At 71.8% G+C, this 15,748-nt stretch carries 14 protein-coding genes and 1 pseudogene; 6 read left to right on the top strand and 9 right to left on the bottom strand.

Translation table 11 applies throughout. The features are described 5' to 3' along the window. The first annotated feature begins 105 nt into the window (after positions 1–105). The gene (locus ABH925_RS08730; RefSeq protein ID WP_370146602.1) at positions 106–630 is read left to right on the top strand and encodes a PadR family transcriptional regulator; all 525 of its coding nucleotides are present in this window, start codon (positions 106–108) and stop codon (positions 628–630) included. 38 nt (positions 631–668) lie between these two features. On the opposite strand, the gene ABH925_RS08725 is transcribed toward ABH925_RS08730, so the two are convergent. Continuing rightward, entirely contained in the window at positions 669–878 is a 210-nt protein-coding gene (locus ABH925_RS08725; protein ID WP_370146601.1) for a hypothetical protein, read from the bottom strand. A gap of 11 nt (positions 879–889) precedes the next feature. Continuing rightward, a pseudogene (locus ABH925_RS08720) lies at positions 890–1,278 on the bottom strand (VapC toxin family PIN domain ribonuclease). A 161-nt stretch (positions 1,279–1,439) separates the two neighbouring features. Between ABH925_RS08720 and ABH925_RS08715 the strand changes: the two are divergent. Both ABH925_RS08715 and ABH925_RS08710 read left to right on the top strand, forming a co-directional pair. Continuing rightward, complete coding sequence (locus tag ABH925_RS08715; protein WP_370146600.1) at positions 1,440–2,315, top strand: DUF3626 domain-containing protein; 876 nt, start codon at positions 1,440–1,442, stop codon at positions 2,313–2,315. A gap of 116 nt (positions 2,316–2,431) precedes the next feature. Beyond that, a complete protein-coding gene (locus ABH925_RS08710; RefSeq protein WP_370146599.1) occupies positions 2,432–2,767 on the top strand; it encodes a MazG-like family protein in 336 nt (111 codons plus the stop codon). Here the strand turns inward: ABH925_RS08710 and ABH925_RS08705 are convergent. From ABH925_RS08705 to ABH925_RS08680, 6 genes are all read right to left on the bottom strand, one after another. Further along, positions 2,739–4,445, bottom strand: coding sequence for an ABC-F family ATP-binding cassette domain-containing protein (locus tag ABH925_RS08705; protein WP_370146598.1), 1,707 nt, complete (start codon positions 4,443–4,445; stop codon positions 2,739–2,741). The two genes, ABH925_RS08710 and ABH925_RS08705, sit on opposite strands and share 29 nt — an antisense overlap. Before the next feature lie 383 nt (positions 4,446–4,828). Next, on the bottom strand, positions 4,829–5,383 hold the full coding sequence (locus ABH925_RS08700; RefSeq protein WP_370146596.1) for a GNAT family N-acetyltransferase: 555 nt from the start codon (positions 5,381–5,383) through the stop codon (positions 4,829–4,831). 403 nt (positions 5,384–5,786) lie between these two features. Next, complete coding sequence (locus ABH925_RS08695) at positions 5,787–6,341, bottom strand: ATP-binding protein (RefSeq protein ID WP_370146594.1); 555 nt, start codon at positions 6,339–6,341, stop codon at positions 5,787–5,789. A gap of 124 nt (positions 6,342–6,465) precedes the next feature. Further along, positions 6,466–7,251: an enoyl-CoA hydratase/isomerase family protein gene (locus ABH925_RS08690; RefSeq protein WP_370146593.1), complete on the bottom strand. Its 786-nt coding sequence runs from the start codon at positions 7,249–7,251 to the stop codon at positions 6,466–6,468. Positions 7,252–7,367: 116 nt separating this feature from the next. Next, positions 7,368–8,669 carry an Ig-like domain-containing protein gene (locus tag ABH925_RS08685; protein ID WP_370146592.1) on the bottom strand — a complete coding sequence of 434 codons (1,302 nt, stop codon included), beginning with the start codon at positions 8,667–8,669 and terminating at the stop codon, positions 7,368–7,370. Positions 8,670–8,890: 221 nt separating this feature from the next. Further along, positions 8,891–10,135, bottom strand: a complete 1,245-nt coding sequence (locus tag ABH925_RS08680; RefSeq protein WP_370146590.1) for an Ig-like domain-containing protein — start codon at positions 10,133–10,135, stop codon at positions 8,891–8,893. 163 nt (positions 10,136–10,298) lie between these two features. Between ABH925_RS08680 and glgX the strand changes: the two genes are divergently transcribed. Genes glgX through ABH925_RS08665 form a run of 3 tightly spaced genes read left to right on the top strand, consistent with a single transcriptional unit; the run spans position 10,299 to position 13,977 of the window. Further along, on the top strand, positions 10,299–12,722 hold the full coding sequence (gene glgX / locus ABH925_RS08675; protein WP_370146589.1) for a glycogen debranching protein GlgX: 2,424 nt from the start codon (positions 10,299–10,301) through the stop codon (positions 12,720–12,722). A 44-nt stretch (positions 12,723–12,766) separates the two neighbouring features. Next, entirely contained in the window at positions 12,767–13,303 is a 537-nt protein-coding gene (locus tag ABH925_RS08670) for a sigma-70 family RNA polymerase sigma factor (RefSeq protein ID WP_370146588.1), read from the top strand. Further along, on the top strand, positions 13,300–13,977 hold the full coding sequence (locus ABH925_RS08665) for an anti-sigma factor (protein ID WP_370146586.1): 678 nt from the start codon (positions 13,300–13,302) through the stop codon (positions 13,975–13,977). The genes ABH925_RS08670 and ABH925_RS08665 overlap by 4 nt, the downstream gene beginning before the upstream one ends. A gap of 118 nt (positions 13,978–14,095) precedes the next feature. Here the strand turns inward: ABH925_RS08665 and ABH925_RS08660 are convergent, their stop codons facing one another. Beyond that, entirely contained in the window at positions 14,096–15,709 is a 1,614-nt protein-coding gene (locus ABH925_RS08660; protein WP_370146585.1) for a purple acid phosphatase family protein, read from the bottom strand. Positions 15,710–15,748: the final 39 nt, after the last annotated feature.

Raw genomic sequence — 15,748 nt, 5'->3', positions numbered from 1 at the left:
TCCGCCCGGCGAGACGGGCAAAGAGCCTGGATATTCCAAGCCAGATCGGTCAAAACTAGAATGTCGTGATCCGACCTGTCAATAGAGGAATGTAGGATGGTCGGCATGAGCCTTCGCCACGCAGTCCTCGGCCTCCTCGTCGACCAGCCCGCCAGTGGCTACGACCTGATGAAGCGCTTCAACACCTCGCTGGCCAATGTCTGGCCCGCGACCCAGAGCCAGGTCTACGGCGAACTCGCCCGCCTCGCCGACAACGGCCTGATCGACGTCGCCGCAGAGGGTCCACGCGGGCGCAAGGAGTACACGCTCACCGATGCGGGCCTGGCCGAGCTTCGACGCTGGCTGATCGAGGACAAGCCGGAGCCGCGGCGCAGCAGCGTCCTGCTGCGTGTCTTCTTCATGGGCGTGCTCACCCCGGAACAGGCCGCGGACTATCTGACCAAGGCGGCCGAGCAGGCTGCAGCGGACCATGCCGCACTACGGCAACTGCAGGACTCCCTCGACTGGACCGCGCAGGGCCCGCTGACCGCCAACGGCCGACTGGCGCTCGAATACGGCCTGCGCCTGTACGCGATGCAGGAGGAATGGGCACAGTGGGCCGCCGGCCAGATAGCTCCCGCAACTGGCTGATATCCGCACCGGATCGCATCGGCTACGACGGGGCACGTTCACAGGTCGGTGTCCTTGCGGTCGTCGGCCCAGGCGCGGGCGGAGGCGGCCATGTGCCGCTGCCGACTGCTGCCCTGAGGGGCTTGGTCGGCGATCTCGTCCCACAGGTGGACGCTGCCGTGGGCGAACGCGGCGAGCGACGCCGCCGGGGCGGTGTCCGGGCGCGGAGCTTTCCGGTTCGCACAGACAGCATCCGGAGACGAGGACAACCGGGGTGACGTCAGGTGCGGATGTCCCGCTGCTGCAGGTCCTTGAGGACTGAGGCCACGGCTACGAAGTCGTTGTCAACGTGAAGGACAGTGTGCCCGCGGTGGACGGCGGTGGCGCACACGAGCAGGTCGGGAACTCCCGCGCTGCGATGCTGACCGGCCTGGGTGAGCTTGTACTGCGCCGTGTCCACCCAGCGCCACGCCGCCTTGGGCACGGAGGGACGACACAGGGCGTCAAGGTCCTCCGCCAACTCGTCCCGATGCGCAGGACCCTAGCCGTTGGATCGGCGAGGTAGAACACCCTGACCTTGATGTGACCCGTCCAGGCCTGCCGAGTTCCGGCATTGCGCAGCAGATGCCAAGGTGCGGAGGTATCGAGCAGGCAGGTCACTTGGCCCATGCCTCGTTGCGGGCGCGCTTGGCGGCGGCCTGCGCTTCAGCTGCCTCCATGGTGGGTTCGGCCGCGTGGCGGGACGGTCCAGGCTCAGTAGTCCAGAGGCCTGATGGGCGAGCACTGCGGCGCGGCGTGCGGGCAGGGGGGTGTTCGGGCAGACTTCGGCGATGGGTATTGCTGGTGGGTCGGCGCCGCAGGAGCGGGCGGTGCGGCATGTTGCGGCGCGGTCGGTCGGGGGGCCGATGGACGGTGGGCTGCGGATCACGCTGAACTTCCATCCGGACCGGATGGTGCGTGGGGTGCCGATCCTGGACTCCCTGGCGGCGGACGGTGTCTACTGGTCGCAGTTCGTCACCGGGACGAGCAACGGCGGGCTGTCGGCCTTCCCCGGCGGTGACCGGTGGCGGTGGGAGAGCCGGATCTTCGGCGGCGCCTACGACGACGCGGCCCCGCACCAGCGGCCGATCTACGGCGCGCTGAACTTCCGCCAGAAGCCGGTCGGCGCGGCGCCGCGGTTCGGGTCGGCACACTTCCGGCTGACGGCTGCCGCGTTGCAGCGGGCCACCTTCTGCTATCCGGACAGCTTCGTCGAGCCGGAGCACTTCGGCGTCGCGGGCCGGATGTCCCTCCTCGAACTGGCCCGCGCCGACGACAGGGACGCGCTCGACGACTACGTCGAGGCGCAGGTCCACGGCACGGTCCGGCTGGACCGCGACGTGGAGGCGCTGGTGCTGGACCCGAGCTACCGGGGCAGCGAGGTGGAGGCCGCCGCACGGCGGCTGCCGTGCGCGGTGGAGTGGCACGGCGGCTTCCGGCTCGGCGTCGACGAGCTGCGCCGCCACCCGGCCTACCGGGGACCGGAGTTCGTCGCACTGGGAGCAGCGGTGGCGGTGGACGACGTGCTGGATCCGCGGATCGTCGGCGCCGCGGTGCGTACCGGGGCGCACGACGACCAGGCGCTCAAGCGGGTCTGGCACTACGTCGCCCGGTTCGGACTCACCTCGCCCGCGCCGGCCGTGGAGCCGGCTGACGCCCCGCCCTGACGCCGCATCAGATCAGGTCGGGGTTCGCCGTGGCGCCGCTCGACCGGTCGGCCGACCCATGTCGCTGGCTAGAGTGGGACCGGACCACGACGCCTCCGGAGAGGACCCCCACCACCGTGAACGACCCCGCATGGGACACCGTCGGCCGACTGGCCGGACGGCTCGACCAGGCCAGCGAACTGCCCTCGGAGACCAGGATCCTGCTGCAGATCCTCAAGATCACCGAAGAGGCCGGCGAGGTGGCCGAGGCGGTGATCGGGGCGACCGGGCAGAACCCGCGCAAGGGCTACTCGCACACCTGGGACGACGTGCAGAACGAGCTCTGCGACGTCATCGTCACCGCCATGGTCGCCCTCACCCGGCTCACCCCGGACGCCCGCGAGGTCTTCGCCGCCAACCTCGACCGGATCGCCGCCCGCCCGTTCACTCCTCCGGCGGCTGCCACGGGCTGAGGCCCGTCGCGCGGTCGAGGCGCAGCCAGCGGGTGACCCCGATGCCGCGCAGGAACGGCAGGTCGTGGCTGACCACGACCAGCGCGCCCCGGTAGCAGGCGAGCGCGCTGGACAGCTGGCGCACGCTGGCCAGGTCCAGGTTGTTGGTGGGCTCGTCCAGCAGCAGCAGTTGCGGGGCCGGGTCCGCCAGCATCAGTGCGGCGAGGGTCGCACGGAACCGTTCGCCGCCGGAGAGGGTGGACACCCGCTGGTCCGCACGGGCGCCGCGGAACAGGAAGCGGGCGAGCCGGGCCCGGATCTCGTTGGCGGTGACGGACGGCGCCAGCGCGGCGACGTTCTCGGCCACGGTACGGTCGTCGTCCAGGACGTCGAGCCGCTGCGGCAGATGGCGCAGCGGCACCCATGGCTCCACCGTCCCTGCCAGCGGCGGGAGTTCACCGGTGAGGGTGCGCAGCAGGGTGGTCTTGCCCGAACCGTTGCCGCCGACCAGCGCGATCCGCTCGGGACCGCGCAGGTCCAGGTCCAGCGACACGCCCTCGGGCGCGTAGCGGGTCCGCACCCCGCGCAGCGTCAGTACGGTACGGCCGGCCGGGACCTCGCCGGCGGCGAGGTCCACCCGGATCTCGGCGTCCGCGCGCACCGCCAGCTCGGCCTCGGCGAGACGCTCGCGCGCCTCGGCCACCTTCTCCTGCTGCTGGATCCGCAGTTTGCCCGAGGACACCTGCGCCTGCCGCTTGCGCTCGTTCATCACCGCCCTGGGTTCGCGCTTGGTGTCGTACATCTTCTGGCCGTAGCGCTTGCGGCGCCCCAGCACGACGTGGGTGTCCGCGAGTTCGCGCTGCTGGCGCTTCACGTCGGCCCCGGCCACGCGGACCGTCCGCTGCGCCGCCTCCTGCTCGACCGCGAGGGCCTCCTGGTAGGCGCCGAAGCCGCCGCCGTACCAGTGCACGGCGCCGTCGCGCAGCTCGGCGATGCGGTCGACCCGGTCGAGCAGCTCGCGGTCGTGGCTGACCACGACCAGCGCTCCGCGCCAGGAGGCGACGAGCTCGTAGAGGCGCTGCCGGGCGTCCAGGTCGAGGTTGTTGGTCGGCTCGTCCAGCAGCAGGACGTCAGGACGGCGCAGCAGCTGACCGGCCAGGCCCAGCAGGACCGTCTCGCCGCCGGAGAGTTCGCCGACGGTGCCGTCCATCGGGACGGCGGCGAGGCCCAGACGGTCCAGGGTGGCGCGGGCGCGCTCCTCCACGTCCCAGTCCTCGCCGATCACGGCGAACTTCTCCTCGGTGGCCTCGCCGCGCTCGACCGCGAGCAGCGCGTCCCGGACCGTGTCGATGCCCAGCGCGGTGGCGACCGGCAGGTCGGCCGCGAGGACCAGGTCCTGCGGGAGGCAGCCCAGGGTGCCGGTGACGCCGACGCTGCCCGCGTCGGGGCGGAGCTCGCCGGTGATCAGCCGGAGCAGGGTGGACTTGCCGGAGCCGTTCAGCCCGACCAGGCCGGTCCGGCCGGGGCCGACGGCGAGGTCGAAGCCGTCGAAGACGGGGTCGCGGCTGTCCGGCCAGGAGAAGCCGAGTCCGGAGCAGACCAGGGAGGCGGCGGCCGGGGCGCGGTGCCGGCTCTCCTGTCGGCTCTGGTGCGGGTTCTGGTTCGAGTTGTGGTGGTGCGGGTCGGTCGGATGTGACATGCGTGTCTCCAGGTGATGGCGTGGCGTCCGGCGGCAACATGGAGGGAGACACACACCGACAGCCCTGCAGGTGACGTCACTGCGGGGCGGGCACGGCAAAGCCGCCCGAAAGAGCACGGGGGCAGGACCGATCGCCGAGGTCGGAGGGCACGCTTGCGCTGTGGCAGCGGTGTGTCTCCGGGCTCAGACGGACAACGGCCTACTCCTGTCGGGCGGTGTTGGGTACGCCTGAAGGCTAGGCGCGGACGCGACGGAGTCGCAACGGATTTACCGGCAGCGCCGGTTCAGGCCGGTTCAGGCCGGTTCAGGCCGGTTCAGGCCGGTTCAGGCCGGTTCAGGCCGGTTCAGGCCGGATCAGGCCGGATCAGCGGGGTCACGCCGGGTCAGGCACGGTGGTGTTCCCAGACCCGGAGGGTGATCCGGGTGCCGGCCGGGTCCTCGATGGTGATCGGGTCCTCGTCGGCGAGGCGGAACCCGGCCGAGCGGGCCACGCCGGAGCTGGGGGCGTTGTGGGGTTCGATCCGGAGCGTCACCCGGCGGGCGGCGAGCAGCTCGTAGGAGAACGCGGTGAGCAGCCGCACCGCCCGGGTGGAGAGACCGTGGCCGCGGTGCGGGGCGCCGACGGCGTAGCCGAGCTCGACCGTACGGCCGTCATTGCCCTTGGCCATGGCGAGTATCTCGCCCAGCGCGGAGCCACCGTCGGTGGTGACGGCGAGCTGCATGCGGCGGCCCTCGGCGCGGGACTCACGGCTCAGCGCGAGGTACTCCTTGGCCGCCGCGAGGTCGAACGGGGAGGGCAGCGGGGTCCAGCGGGCGATCTCCGCCTCGTCGAACAGATCGACCATCGCCGGGAGGTCCTCGTCCGTCCACTCACGCAGCACGAGGCCGTAGCCGGTGAGGCGGACCGGGGGTTCGGGGATGGGGCGCGGCGTCGTCATGATCCGATCCTGCCCTCCAGGGCCGGGCGAGGGTAGCGACTTCCAGCGTTCTGCGATCAAAGGAACAGGACGGGACGGGGAAACCAATGCAAGGTGGATTGCCGTTGTGGACCTTGTGATCCACGGCTCACTTGGGCGATATGTCCGACATTTCCCGCTCTGCGGCTTGCCCATATACTGAGAAACGTGCCATAGTCGGCCAGGTCGGACAGCCTCCATGCACATGCCGACAGTCGCCGGAATGCCTCCGACCCGAGCGCTACCGCGACGCCGCCCGGCACACCCCCTTCGGCCGCGCGGCACACCATGCCCGGGCCCCCGTCGCACCGAAAACCCGGTCGTCGGGGGCCCCGCATGCGTTCCGGGCCCCACGGGCCCACGGGACCACGGGCCCACGGCCCGCTCAGCCCGCCGCGGCCTCGCGTGCGCGCAGCTCGAACCAGACCGCCTTGCCGCGCGACATCAGGTCCACGCCCCACCGGTCCGCCAGCAGGTTCACCAGCTGCAGTCCGCGCCCCGCGTCGTCCTCCGGCTCTCCGACGATCAGGCAGGGCAGCGCCCGGGAGGGGTCGCGCACCTCGAAGCGCACCACTCCCGAACGGCGCACCAGCCGCATCCCGAAAGACCGTCCGCCGGTGTGCCGGACCACGTTGGCGACCAGCTCGGAGACGAGCTGCTCCGCCGTCTCACCCAGGCCGCCCAGTCCCCAGGACTCCAGGGCGGACCGGATCAGACGGCGGGCCCTGGCCGGGGATTCCGGGCCCGCGGGCAACCGCACCTCGTCCGTCGCCGGGTCGACCAACTGCCCGAAGAGGGCCAGCTCCAGCTCCTCGGGGGACGCGGACAGCTCAAGGAGGTCGTCCGGCCACAGCCCCGGGCAGTCGTCAGCCCAGACCGTACCTGCGGCAGTCCCGACCGTTACCGAGTGCTGCCGTTCCGCTTCGCCCCGTGCCGCCATGGACCTATCATCGCCACTCTGGGGTCACTTGGGGAGCACAATGCGTAAAGAATCATCATTGCGCCTGGCATATGACTCTTTCGTGGCATGACGTTCGCAGGTCAGACCGATGGCGACGTGTGTGTCAGCGGAACTTTGCCTTCCCCGGTCCCTCCTCGACGAAACTGCGCATCCCGATCTCGCGGTCCTCGGTCGCGAACAGGCCCGCGAAGAGCTGCCGTTCGATGGTCAGACCGGTCGTGAGATCGGTCTCCAGGCCGCCGTCGACCGCCTCCTTGGCCGCGCGCAGCGCGTACCCGGGGCCCTGGGCCAGCCGCGCCGCCCACTCGCAGGCCGTGGCGTAGACCTCGTCGGCCGGCACGACCTGGTTGGCCAGCCCGATCGCCAGCGCCTCGTCCGCCCGCACCTGACGGCCGGTGAAGATCAGCTCCTTGGCCCGGGAGGCGCCGATCAGCCGGGACAGCCGCTGGGTGCCGCCGGCGCCGGGGATCAGGCCGAGCAGGATCTCGGGCTGGCCGAACTTGGCGTTCTCGGCCGCGATCCGGAAGTCCGCGCACAGCGCCAGCTCGCAGCCGCCACCGAGGGCGTACCCGGTGACCGCGGCGATCACCGGCTTGGGGATCCGGGCCACGGCGTTGAAGGAGTCCTGCAGCGCTCCGGCCCGCTCGACCATGTCCGTGTAGGACATCCGCTGCATCTCCTTGATGTCCGCGCCGGCCGCGAACACCTTCTCGCCGCCCCAGATCACCACGGCGCGCACGTCCGAGCGGGCCGCGGCCTGCTCGGCGACCAGCTTCAACTGGTCCTGCATCGCCGCGTCGAGGGCGTTCATCGGCGGCCTGGCCAGCCGGATCGTACCGACGGCGTCCTTCACGTCCAGGGTGACGAGCTCGGTGCCGGGATCGGTCATGGGTGCCTCCGTGGTTGCCCTGAGGGTGGGTGAACCGATGTTAACGGGAAGCACCGCGGCCCGGTCCCCCGCCTGGGGGACCGGGCCGCGGTGGCGCGCCGGAGCATGCCGGACCGTCAGGAGGTCCAGGCCGCCCAGCTCATGTTCCAGCCGTTGAGCCCGTTGGACGGGTCGACGATCTTGTCGGGCGAGTGCACCACCTGCACCACGTCGCCGATCATCGAGTTGTTGTAGAACCAGGCCGCCGGGGTGTTCGGGTCCCCGCCGCCCTGGACGTCGTGCAGGCCGACGCAGCCGTGCGAGGTGTTCTCGCTGCCGAAGACCGAGACCGGCCGCCAGTAGTTGCCGTGCACGAAGGTGCCGCTGGTGGTCAGCCGCATGCCGTGCGGCACGTCCTTGATGTGGTACGCCGCGCCCAGACCGACCGTGGTCGAGTCCATGTCGACCACCGGGTCCTTCTCGGTGATCACCATCTTGCCGTTGTAGGTGGTGTGGTCCGGGTCCCCCAGGCTGGCCGGGAGAGTCCGGTAGACCGCCCCGTTGCGGTAGACCGTCAGCGTGTGCGCGGTGTTGTCGGCGACGCTGGTCTGGCTGCGGCCGATGGTGAAGCTGACGTCCTTGTACTGCTTGCCGTAGACGCCGGAGGCGGTCTGCACCCCGTCCAGGTGCAGGTGCAGGGTCACCTTCGTGCCCGGGGCCCAGTAGTTCTGCGGGCGGTAGTCGATGCGGCTGCCGCCGAACCAGTGGCCCTCGACGTCGACGGCCGGGTCGGCGGTGACCGTGATCGCCTGCTTCACCGCGGCCTGGTCGGCGGCGGACACGTCGTGGGTGAAGGTGACCGACACCTCCATGCCGACGCCGTAGGTGGCCCCGGCGTCGACGTTGAAGTTTCCGATGGTGGTGTCGCCGGGCGTCAGCGTGGTGAACGAGGACTGGTCGGTGACGCTCAGTCCGTTGGCGTCCACGGCCGTCGCCGACACCGCGTACTTGGTGCCGCTGCGCAGCGCCCCGGTCGGGGTCCAGCTGCCGCCGTCGGCGGCGAGGGTGCCGGCTATCGCGGTGCCGTCGCTCGCGGCGACCTTGACGGTGGTCAGCTTCCCGGAGGCCGCGCTGACCTTCAGCGTGCCCGAGGTGTCCACGTTGGTGGAGTCGTTCTTGGGCAGGATGGTGATCTGCGCGACCGAGTTGGCGGGCGCCGCCGAGGCGCTCGCGGACGGGCTGCCGGCCGCCGCTCCCACGTTCTCCGTCGAGGTGTGCGCGGCGCTGCCGCCGCTGCTGCACGCCGTGGCGAGCAGCAGTACCGAACCGACGGCGGCGGCCAGCAGCCCCCGCCGCGCCCGGTTCCGGCGCGCCCCCCGCGCGCCCGAGCCGCCGTCAATCCCGTCCCTGGTGGCGTCAAGCGCCCGTGCCGACTTCAACCGACTCTCCCCTCCCGGATGTTCCACCCTTATGACTGCCCGGATACCCCTCCCAGTTGCGTCATGGGACGAGGGTTTTTTCCGGTGCGTCAGCAAGGCGTCACAGCGAGCCTAACCGGCGATTCTGGGAGATCACTGCGGGTCGGCCCAGGCTGCCCTCGATCGAGGGGTTCCGGTACCGGATCGTTGTGCGGGGGCGCCGCGCCTGCTGCCGGCGACGGCTACTGCGGGACGCCGCCGGCCTGCCACCGGGCCCAGGAGAGGTTCCAGCCGTTGAGGCCGTTGTCGGGCTCGACGGTGTCGCCGCCCGAGCCGACCACCTGGACCACGTCGCCCGGGATGGAGTGGTCGAAGAACCAGCCCGCCGGGGTGGTGTCGCTGCCGCCGCCCTTGGTGTCGTGCAGGCCGATGCAGCCGTGCGAGGTGTTCTCGCTGCCGAAGACCGAGGCCGGCCGCCAGTAGACACCGTGCACGAAGGTGCCGGAGTCGGTGAGCCGCATCGCGTGCGGCACCGCGGGGATGTCGTACTCGCTGCCCAGGCCCACGCTCTCGGAGTTCATCCGGGTCACCCGGTCCATCTCGGTGATCACCATCACCCCCTCGTAGCTGGCGTGCCCGGGACCGCCGGCCGAGATCGGCAGGGTGCGCAGCACCGCGCCGCCGCGCCGCACGGTGAGCTCGTCCGAGCTCGCGTCGGCGGTGCTGATCTGCTCCCGGCCGATGGTGAACACGACCTGCTTGGCCTGGGTGCCGTAGACGCCGGGGGCGCCCTCGACGCCCTTGAGCGACAGCGTCAGGGTGACCCTGGTCCCGGGCTGCCAGTAGTGCTCGGGCCGGAAGTCGATCCGCTGCGCCCCGAACCAGTGGCCCACCACCGGAACCGACGGCACCGCGCCCACGTGCACGGCGCGCTGCACCGCCGCGCGGTCCACGATGTCGCGGTTGAAGCGCAGCGAGACCTCCATGCCCACGCCGACGGTGCTGTCGTCCTCGGGGGTGTAGAAGGCGATGAAGGTGTTCTTGGGGACGAAGGTGGTGAAGACCGCGTGCTTCGCCGCCTGCAGGCCGCTGCCGTCGGTGGCCACGGCGTCCAGGGTGTAGCGGGTGGCGGGCATCAGCTTGCCGACGGGCTTCCATGACCCGCCGTCGGCGGAGACCGTTCCGGGCACCAGGGTGCCGTGGTCGTCCTTGAGCTGCACCTCGCTGAGCTTCCCCGCACTGACGGTGACCGCGACGCCGCCCTGGGCCGGGACCTGGGTCGCCCCGTCGCCCGGGGTGAGGGTGACCACCGCGGCGGAGACCGCGGCGCCGTCTCCGGAGGCGGGGGCCGGGTGCGCCGCGCTGCCGCACCCGGCCAGCAGCAACGCCAGCACACCCGCCGCGGCGGGTGCCAGCAGTCGCGCCGCCGCCCGTCCGAACCGGCCCCGCCGTACTGGTGGCCGTCCGGCCCCGCTCTGCTGACTCACCGTCACAACTCCTCGTTCAGTCCGCAGGGATCAACGAGGGTTGGTGAGCGAGGACACGTCCCGCGGACGGATCGGTCGCCACCGGCACGTGACAGATGGGGGCTGCGGGGGAACGTACATTCCAGCCGGGGAAAGGGACTCCCCGCAGCGGGGAGGTCAGGTCATGGCTGCTTGGCAGGCAGCGGGCGATCGTGCGGACGACACCGCGGAGCCCGACCGCCCGGACGGTTCGACCGAGCGGACCCGGCTGCAGCTGGTCGCGCCCGAGGCGACCGCCGCGCGGACGGTCACCGCGGAGCCACGCGCGGCGGAACCCCGCTCCAGCCTGGCCCCGACCGACCTGGAACTCCCCGGCGCACGACCGCAGCCCGCCACGGCGCCGGTGTGGCCGGGCAGCTGGCAGCCGCTGGGCGCCCGCTTCCACACCGGCCCGGACGGCCGCCCGGGCACCAACTTCGCGCTCTGGACCGCCGGCGCCGAGGCCGTCGAGCTGTGCCTCTTCGACGAGGACGGCGCCGAGACCCGGCACCCCCTGCGCGAGCAGACCTTCCAGACCTGGCACGGCCACGTCCCCGGGGTGCTCCCGGGCCAGCGCTACGGCTTCCGGGTGCACGGCCGCTGGGACCCGTGGACCGGCGCCCGCTGGAATCCGGCGAAGCTGCTGCTCGACCCCTACGCCCGGGCCGTGGACGGGGCGTTCCGGCTGCACGACTCGATGTACGGGCATGTCCGCAACTGGCCGGAGCAGGACGTCGCGGACACCGTCAGGGACAACCGCGACTCGGGTCGCCACATGCCCAAGGCGGTGGTGGTCCACGACGACGACGACTGGTCGGACGACCGCCGGCCGAAGACCGCCTGGGCCGACACCGTCCTGTACGAACTGCACGTCAAGGGCTTCACCCAGCGCCACCCCGGCGTCCCGGAGGAACTGCGCGGCACCTACGCGGGGCTGGCCCACCCCGCCGCGATCGACCACCTCACCCGGCTCGGCGTCACCGCCGTCGAACTGCTGCCGGTGCACCAGTTCGCCGACGAGGAGCACCTGCAGCGGCAGGGGCTGCGCAACTACTGGGGCTACAACAGCATCGCCTACTTCGCCCCGCACGCCGGCTACGCGGCCTCCGGCACCCGCGGCCAGCAGGTCACCGAGTTCAAGCGGATGGTGCGGACGCTGCACGCGGCCGGGATCGAGGTGATCCTGGACGTCGTCTACAACCACACCGCCGAAGCCGCCGAGGGCGGCCCGACGCTGTCACTGCGCGGTATCGACAACGCCGGGTACTACCGGCTGCAGCCGCACAACCGCCGCAGCTACGCCGACTTCACCGGCTGCGGCAACACCCTGGACAGCAACCAGCCGCAGGTGCTGCGGCTGATCACGGACTCGCTGCGGTACTGGGTCACCGAGATGGGCGTGGACGGGTTCCGGTTCGACCTGGCGGCGGCACTGGCCCGGTCGCCGTTCGAGGTGTCCCTGCTCGCGCCGTTCCTCTCCACCATCTCCCAGGACCCGGTGCTGAGCCGGGTGAAACTGATCGCCGAGCCGTGGGACGTCGGCATCGGCGGCTACCAGGTCGGCGGCTTCCCGCCGCTGTGGACCGAGTGGAACGACCGCTACCGGGACACCCTGCGGGACTTCTGGCGCGGTGCGCGGCCCGACGTCCGGGAGCTCGGCTACCGGCTGGCCGGCTCCTCCGACCTCTACCAGCAGCGCGGGCGGCGACCGTACGCGTCGGTCAACTTCGTCACCGCACACGACGGCTTCACCCTGCGCGACCTGGTCAGCTACAACGGCAAGCACAACGAGGCCAACGGCGAGGACAACCGGGACGGCACCAACGAGAACCGCTCCTGGAACTGCGGGGTGGAGGGCGAGACCGACACCCCGTCGGTGAACGCGCTGCGCAGACGGCAGCTGCGCAACCTCACCGCGACCCTGCTGCTCTCCACCGGCGTGCCGATGCTGGTCGCCGGCGACGAGATGGGGCGCACCCAGGGCGGCAACAACAACGCCTACTGCCAGGACAGCCCGGTCAGCTGGATCGACTGGACGCTGCTGCGCGAGGACGCCGGCTGGCAGGCCCTGTTCGACCTCACCGCCCGGCTGATCCGGCTGCGCCGCAGGCATCCGGTGCTCCGGCAGCGCGCGTTCTTCTCCGGCCGCGCGGCGCATCCCGGCGGGCTGCGCGACCTGGCCTGGTTCACGTCGCGCGGCCGGGAGATGACCGAGAGCGACTGGTACGCGCCCGGCGCGACCCTGGGGATGTTCCTGTCCGGCGAGGAGATGGCGGAGCAGGACCAGCTGGGGCGCGAGGTGCACGACGACAGCTTCCTGCTGATCCTGCACGCCCACCACCGGGCCACCAGGTTCGTGCTGCCGGGCGCCCCGTGGGCGGAGTCGTACCGGACCGTGGTCGACACCTCGCTGGACACCCAGGACACCGCACCGGACCGGTTCTGCGAGGCGGGCAGCACGATCACCGTGCCGAGCCGTTCGCTGCTGCTGCTCCGCGCCACCGGCAGCAGCGGCGGCGGTACGGGCGGAGGGGCCGGCGCGGGGAACAGCGTCAACGGCAGCTCCTGACCGATCCGGTTGAACCATGGGGCCGCCGGGTGCGTACTTGAACCGTGGACCACTCGACGGCGCGCGACTCGGAGTTCGTGCGCTCCCTCTACTCGCGGTACGGGCGCTCCGTGCTCGGCCGGGTACTGGGACTCGTCCACGGCGACTACCAGCGGGCGGAGGACATCGTGCAGGAGACCCTCCTCCGCGCCTGGCAGCACCAGGAGTCGCTGGACCTGGACCGGGCGGGCCCCTGGCTGCACACCGTCGCCCACAACCTGGTGGTGTCGGCCTACCGGCGGGCGCAGGCCCGGCCGCCGGAGACCGCGCTGCCTCAGGACGAGGCCGGGCGGTGGGCCCGCGACCAGGACGGCGAGCAGGAGCTCGACCGGATGCTGGAACGCTGGCAGATGCTGGACGCCATGCGCGGGCTGCGACCCGAGCACCAGGCGGTGCTGATCGAGGTGTACTACCTGCGGCGCACCGTGGCCGAGACGGCGGAGCACCTGGGTGTGCCGCTGGGCACGGTCAAGTCCCGCTGCTACTACGGGCTGCGGGCGCTGCGCAATGTTCTGGAGGAGAGAGGAGTGACTTCCCGATGACACCGTGCCAGCAGAGCGTCTCGCTCGGCGCCTATCTCCTCGGGGCCCTCGACCCCGAGGAACGCAGGGCGATGGAGACGCATGTGGCGGGATGCCCGCACTGCCGGGCGGAGCTGGTGGAACTGGCCCCGCTGCCGGGGCTGCTCCGGCACACCCCGTTCGAGGAACTGGAGGCGTCGGCTCAGGCCGCGGAGTCGCTGACCCCGGTCCGCGGGCAGCCGCAGCCCCCGTCGCCCGCGCCGGCACAGCAGCCGCACCGGCACCGGATCCGGCGCGGCCGGGCGGCGGTCGCGGCAGGGCTGACACTGGCCGCGGCGGCGGCCGGGGTACTGGTCTACCAGGGGGTGAGCGGCGGCGGTCCGCGGCCGGCCGCGGTCGCCGCGACCTGGAGCGCCACCGACCCGGGCACGCATGTCTCGGCGAGCGCGGCGATGACGGCCGAGAGCTGGGGCACCGAGTTCCAGCTGAAGCTCGCCGGACTGCCCTGGGGCATCACCTGCCACCTGGTGGTGCACGCCGGCAACGCGACCGAGACCGCCGGGACCTGGGGCTCCGGCTACAGCTCCGGCGCGACCGTCCCCGCGTCCACCTCGCTGGCACCGTCGCAGATCACCGGCCTGGACGTGGTCAGCGGCTCCGGCTCCCTGCTGGTGCATCTCCGGCCGGGAACCTAGAGACCGGACGCACGCGGTTTGTCGGGCGCGGCCCCGCGTCCCGGAACGGCGGCCCATGGACCGTGGACCGCCGTTCCGGGCGCGCGGCCCCGCGAGAGCGTCAGTCGTCGCGGGGACGTCAGTCGTTGCGGGGACGCTGCAGGACGAAGGTCTCCAACGGCGAGATGGAGCCGTCCGGCTGGGCGACGGTGTAGTAGGTGACGTGGATCCGGGTGGTGGAGCCGGGGTGGGTGCCCGGGTCGACCGTGAACGCGGCGAAGCCGTAGGAGTGGGTCAGGTCGCGGGCGCCGACCCAGGCCGCGTCCTCGAAGACATAGGTCGGGGTCTTCTTGCCGTTGGAACCGACCGCGCCCACACCGGTGATGACCTTGGCCTTGCCCGGAGCGAAGAACTTGTTGTTGGTCGGCGAGGAGGTGCCGCCGCCGCCCAGGACCATGTGCACCGTGCCGGCCGAGGTGTCGATGACGTCGGTGGCGGTGGAGACCGGGCTGGGTTCGAGCGTCTCGCTGCCGGAGACCGTGCCGCGGACCGCGAGCGATCGCTCGTAGTCGTGCTCGTGGCCGCAGAGCACCAGGTCGACGCCGTAGCGGTCGAACAGCGGACCCCACTGCTCGCGGATGCCGCGGTCCGCGCCGTTGGCGTCGGAGGAGCTGATGATCACCTGGTGCATGCAGACGACGATCCAGTCGATGCCCCGGTCGGCCCGCGCCTTGCGCAGCGTCCGCTCCAGCCAGAGCCGCTGCGCGCCGCCGCTGTAGCCGTTGACGTAGGCGTCGCCGGCGTCCTGGTAGGCCACGTCGTCGTTCTGCAGCACCACGACCTGCACCGAGCCGACCGCGAAGGTGTACCAGAGGCCCTTCAGCTCGGGGTCGGTGGAGCCGTTGGACGGCAGGTCGAAGCGGGTCTGGTAGGCGGTGAAGCCGACCGGGCCGTTCTTCAGCTCGTTCTCGTGGTTGCCGGCGGCCGGCATCCACGGGCGGAAGCGGGCCGAGCGGGTGTTGTTGGCGTGGAAGCCCTGCCAGGTGCGCAGCCGGTCCGGGCTGATGTTGGCGTAGCAGAGGTCGCCGTTGAGCAGGTGGAAGGTCGGGTCGACCTGCTCGATCCCGGCGACGATGTCGGCCGAGGCCGGGGAGGCGATCCCGGACGGGACCGAGGTGAAGCCGCCCTTGCCGTCGGGCTGCCAGGTGGTGATCGGCACGGCCTGGTCGCCGAAGCTGGTGAAGGTGAAGGCCCGTCGGCCGCGCGGCGCGGTACGGAAGGTGCCGGCGTCCGGGCGGCCGCCGTCGTGCATGGCCGCGTAGGTGTAGTAGGTGTCGGCGTCGAGCCCGTGCAGCCGGGCGTGGTGCACGTGGACGACCCGGTCACTGGTGCCGTCGGTGTAGGTGACGGTCTCGGCGGTGACGGTCCGGCCGTGGCCGCCGTCGGCGGTGCCGTAGCGGACCCGGGGGTTGCGGACGTCACCGTCGGTGGTCCAGGAGACGGTCATCTGGCTGGTGGGATCCGCGCCGAAGGTCAGGTGCAGACCCTCCACGGCGGGTGCGCCGAGCACCTCGGGACGGGTGAGCAGCAGCGGCGAACCGGCCTGGGCCTGCGGCTGGGCCGCCGGTTGTCCCTGGGCCGAGGCCTCGGTGGCGTTGCCGAGCAGGGCGGGGGCCACCACGGTGAACGCCCCTCCGACTCCGGCGAGACGTAGTGCGGAGCGGCGGTCAAGACCGGGATTCTCATCACTCATGCGGACACCGTAGGGACCCCTGACTCCCCTGGTGTGAAC

The sequence above is a fragment of the Streptacidiphilus sp. EB129 genome (assembly GCF_041262645.1).
Lineage (GTDB): Bacteria > Actinomycetota > Actinomycetes > Streptomycetales > Streptomycetaceae > Streptacidiphilus.
The sequence above is the reverse complement of the archived record's forward strand: the minus strand, read 5'-3'. Positions and strand labels throughout refer to the sequence as shown.

Coding starts and splice junctions, on each gene's coding strand:
- ABH925_RS08715 (WP_370146600.1), top strand. CDS start 1,440: ATGGGTATTGCTGGTGGGTCGGCGCCGCAGGAGCGGGCGGTGCGGCAT.
- ABH925_RS08660 (WP_370146585.1), bottom strand. CDS start 15,709: ATGAGTGATGAGAATCCCGGTCTTGACCGCCGCTCCGCACTACGTCTC.
- ABH925_RS08695 (WP_370146594.1), bottom strand. CDS start 6,341: ATGGCGGCACGGGGCGAAGCGGAACGGCAGCACTCGGTAACGGTCGGG.
- ABH925_RS08705 (WP_370146598.1), bottom strand. CDS start 4,445: ATGTCACATCCGACCGACCCGCACCACCACAACTCGAACCAGAACCCG.
- ABH925_RS08700 (WP_370146596.1), bottom strand. CDS start 5,383: ATGACGACGCCGCGCCCCATCCCCGAACCCCCGGTCCGCCTCACCGGC.
- ABH925_RS08730 (WP_370146602.1), top strand. CDS start 106: ATGAGCCTTCGCCACGCAGTCCTCGGCCTCCTCGTCGACCAGCCCGCC.
- glgX (WP_370146589.1), top strand. CDS start 10,299: ATGGCTGCTTGGCAGGCAGCGGGCGATCGTGCGGACGACACCGCGGAG.
- ABH925_RS08690 (WP_370146593.1), bottom strand. CDS start 7,251: ATGACCGATCCCGGCACCGAGCTCGTCACCCTGGACGTGAAGGACGCC.
- ABH925_RS08665 (WP_370146586.1), top strand. CDS start 13,300: ATGACACCGTGCCAGCAGAGCGTCTCGCTCGGCGCCTATCTCCTCGGG.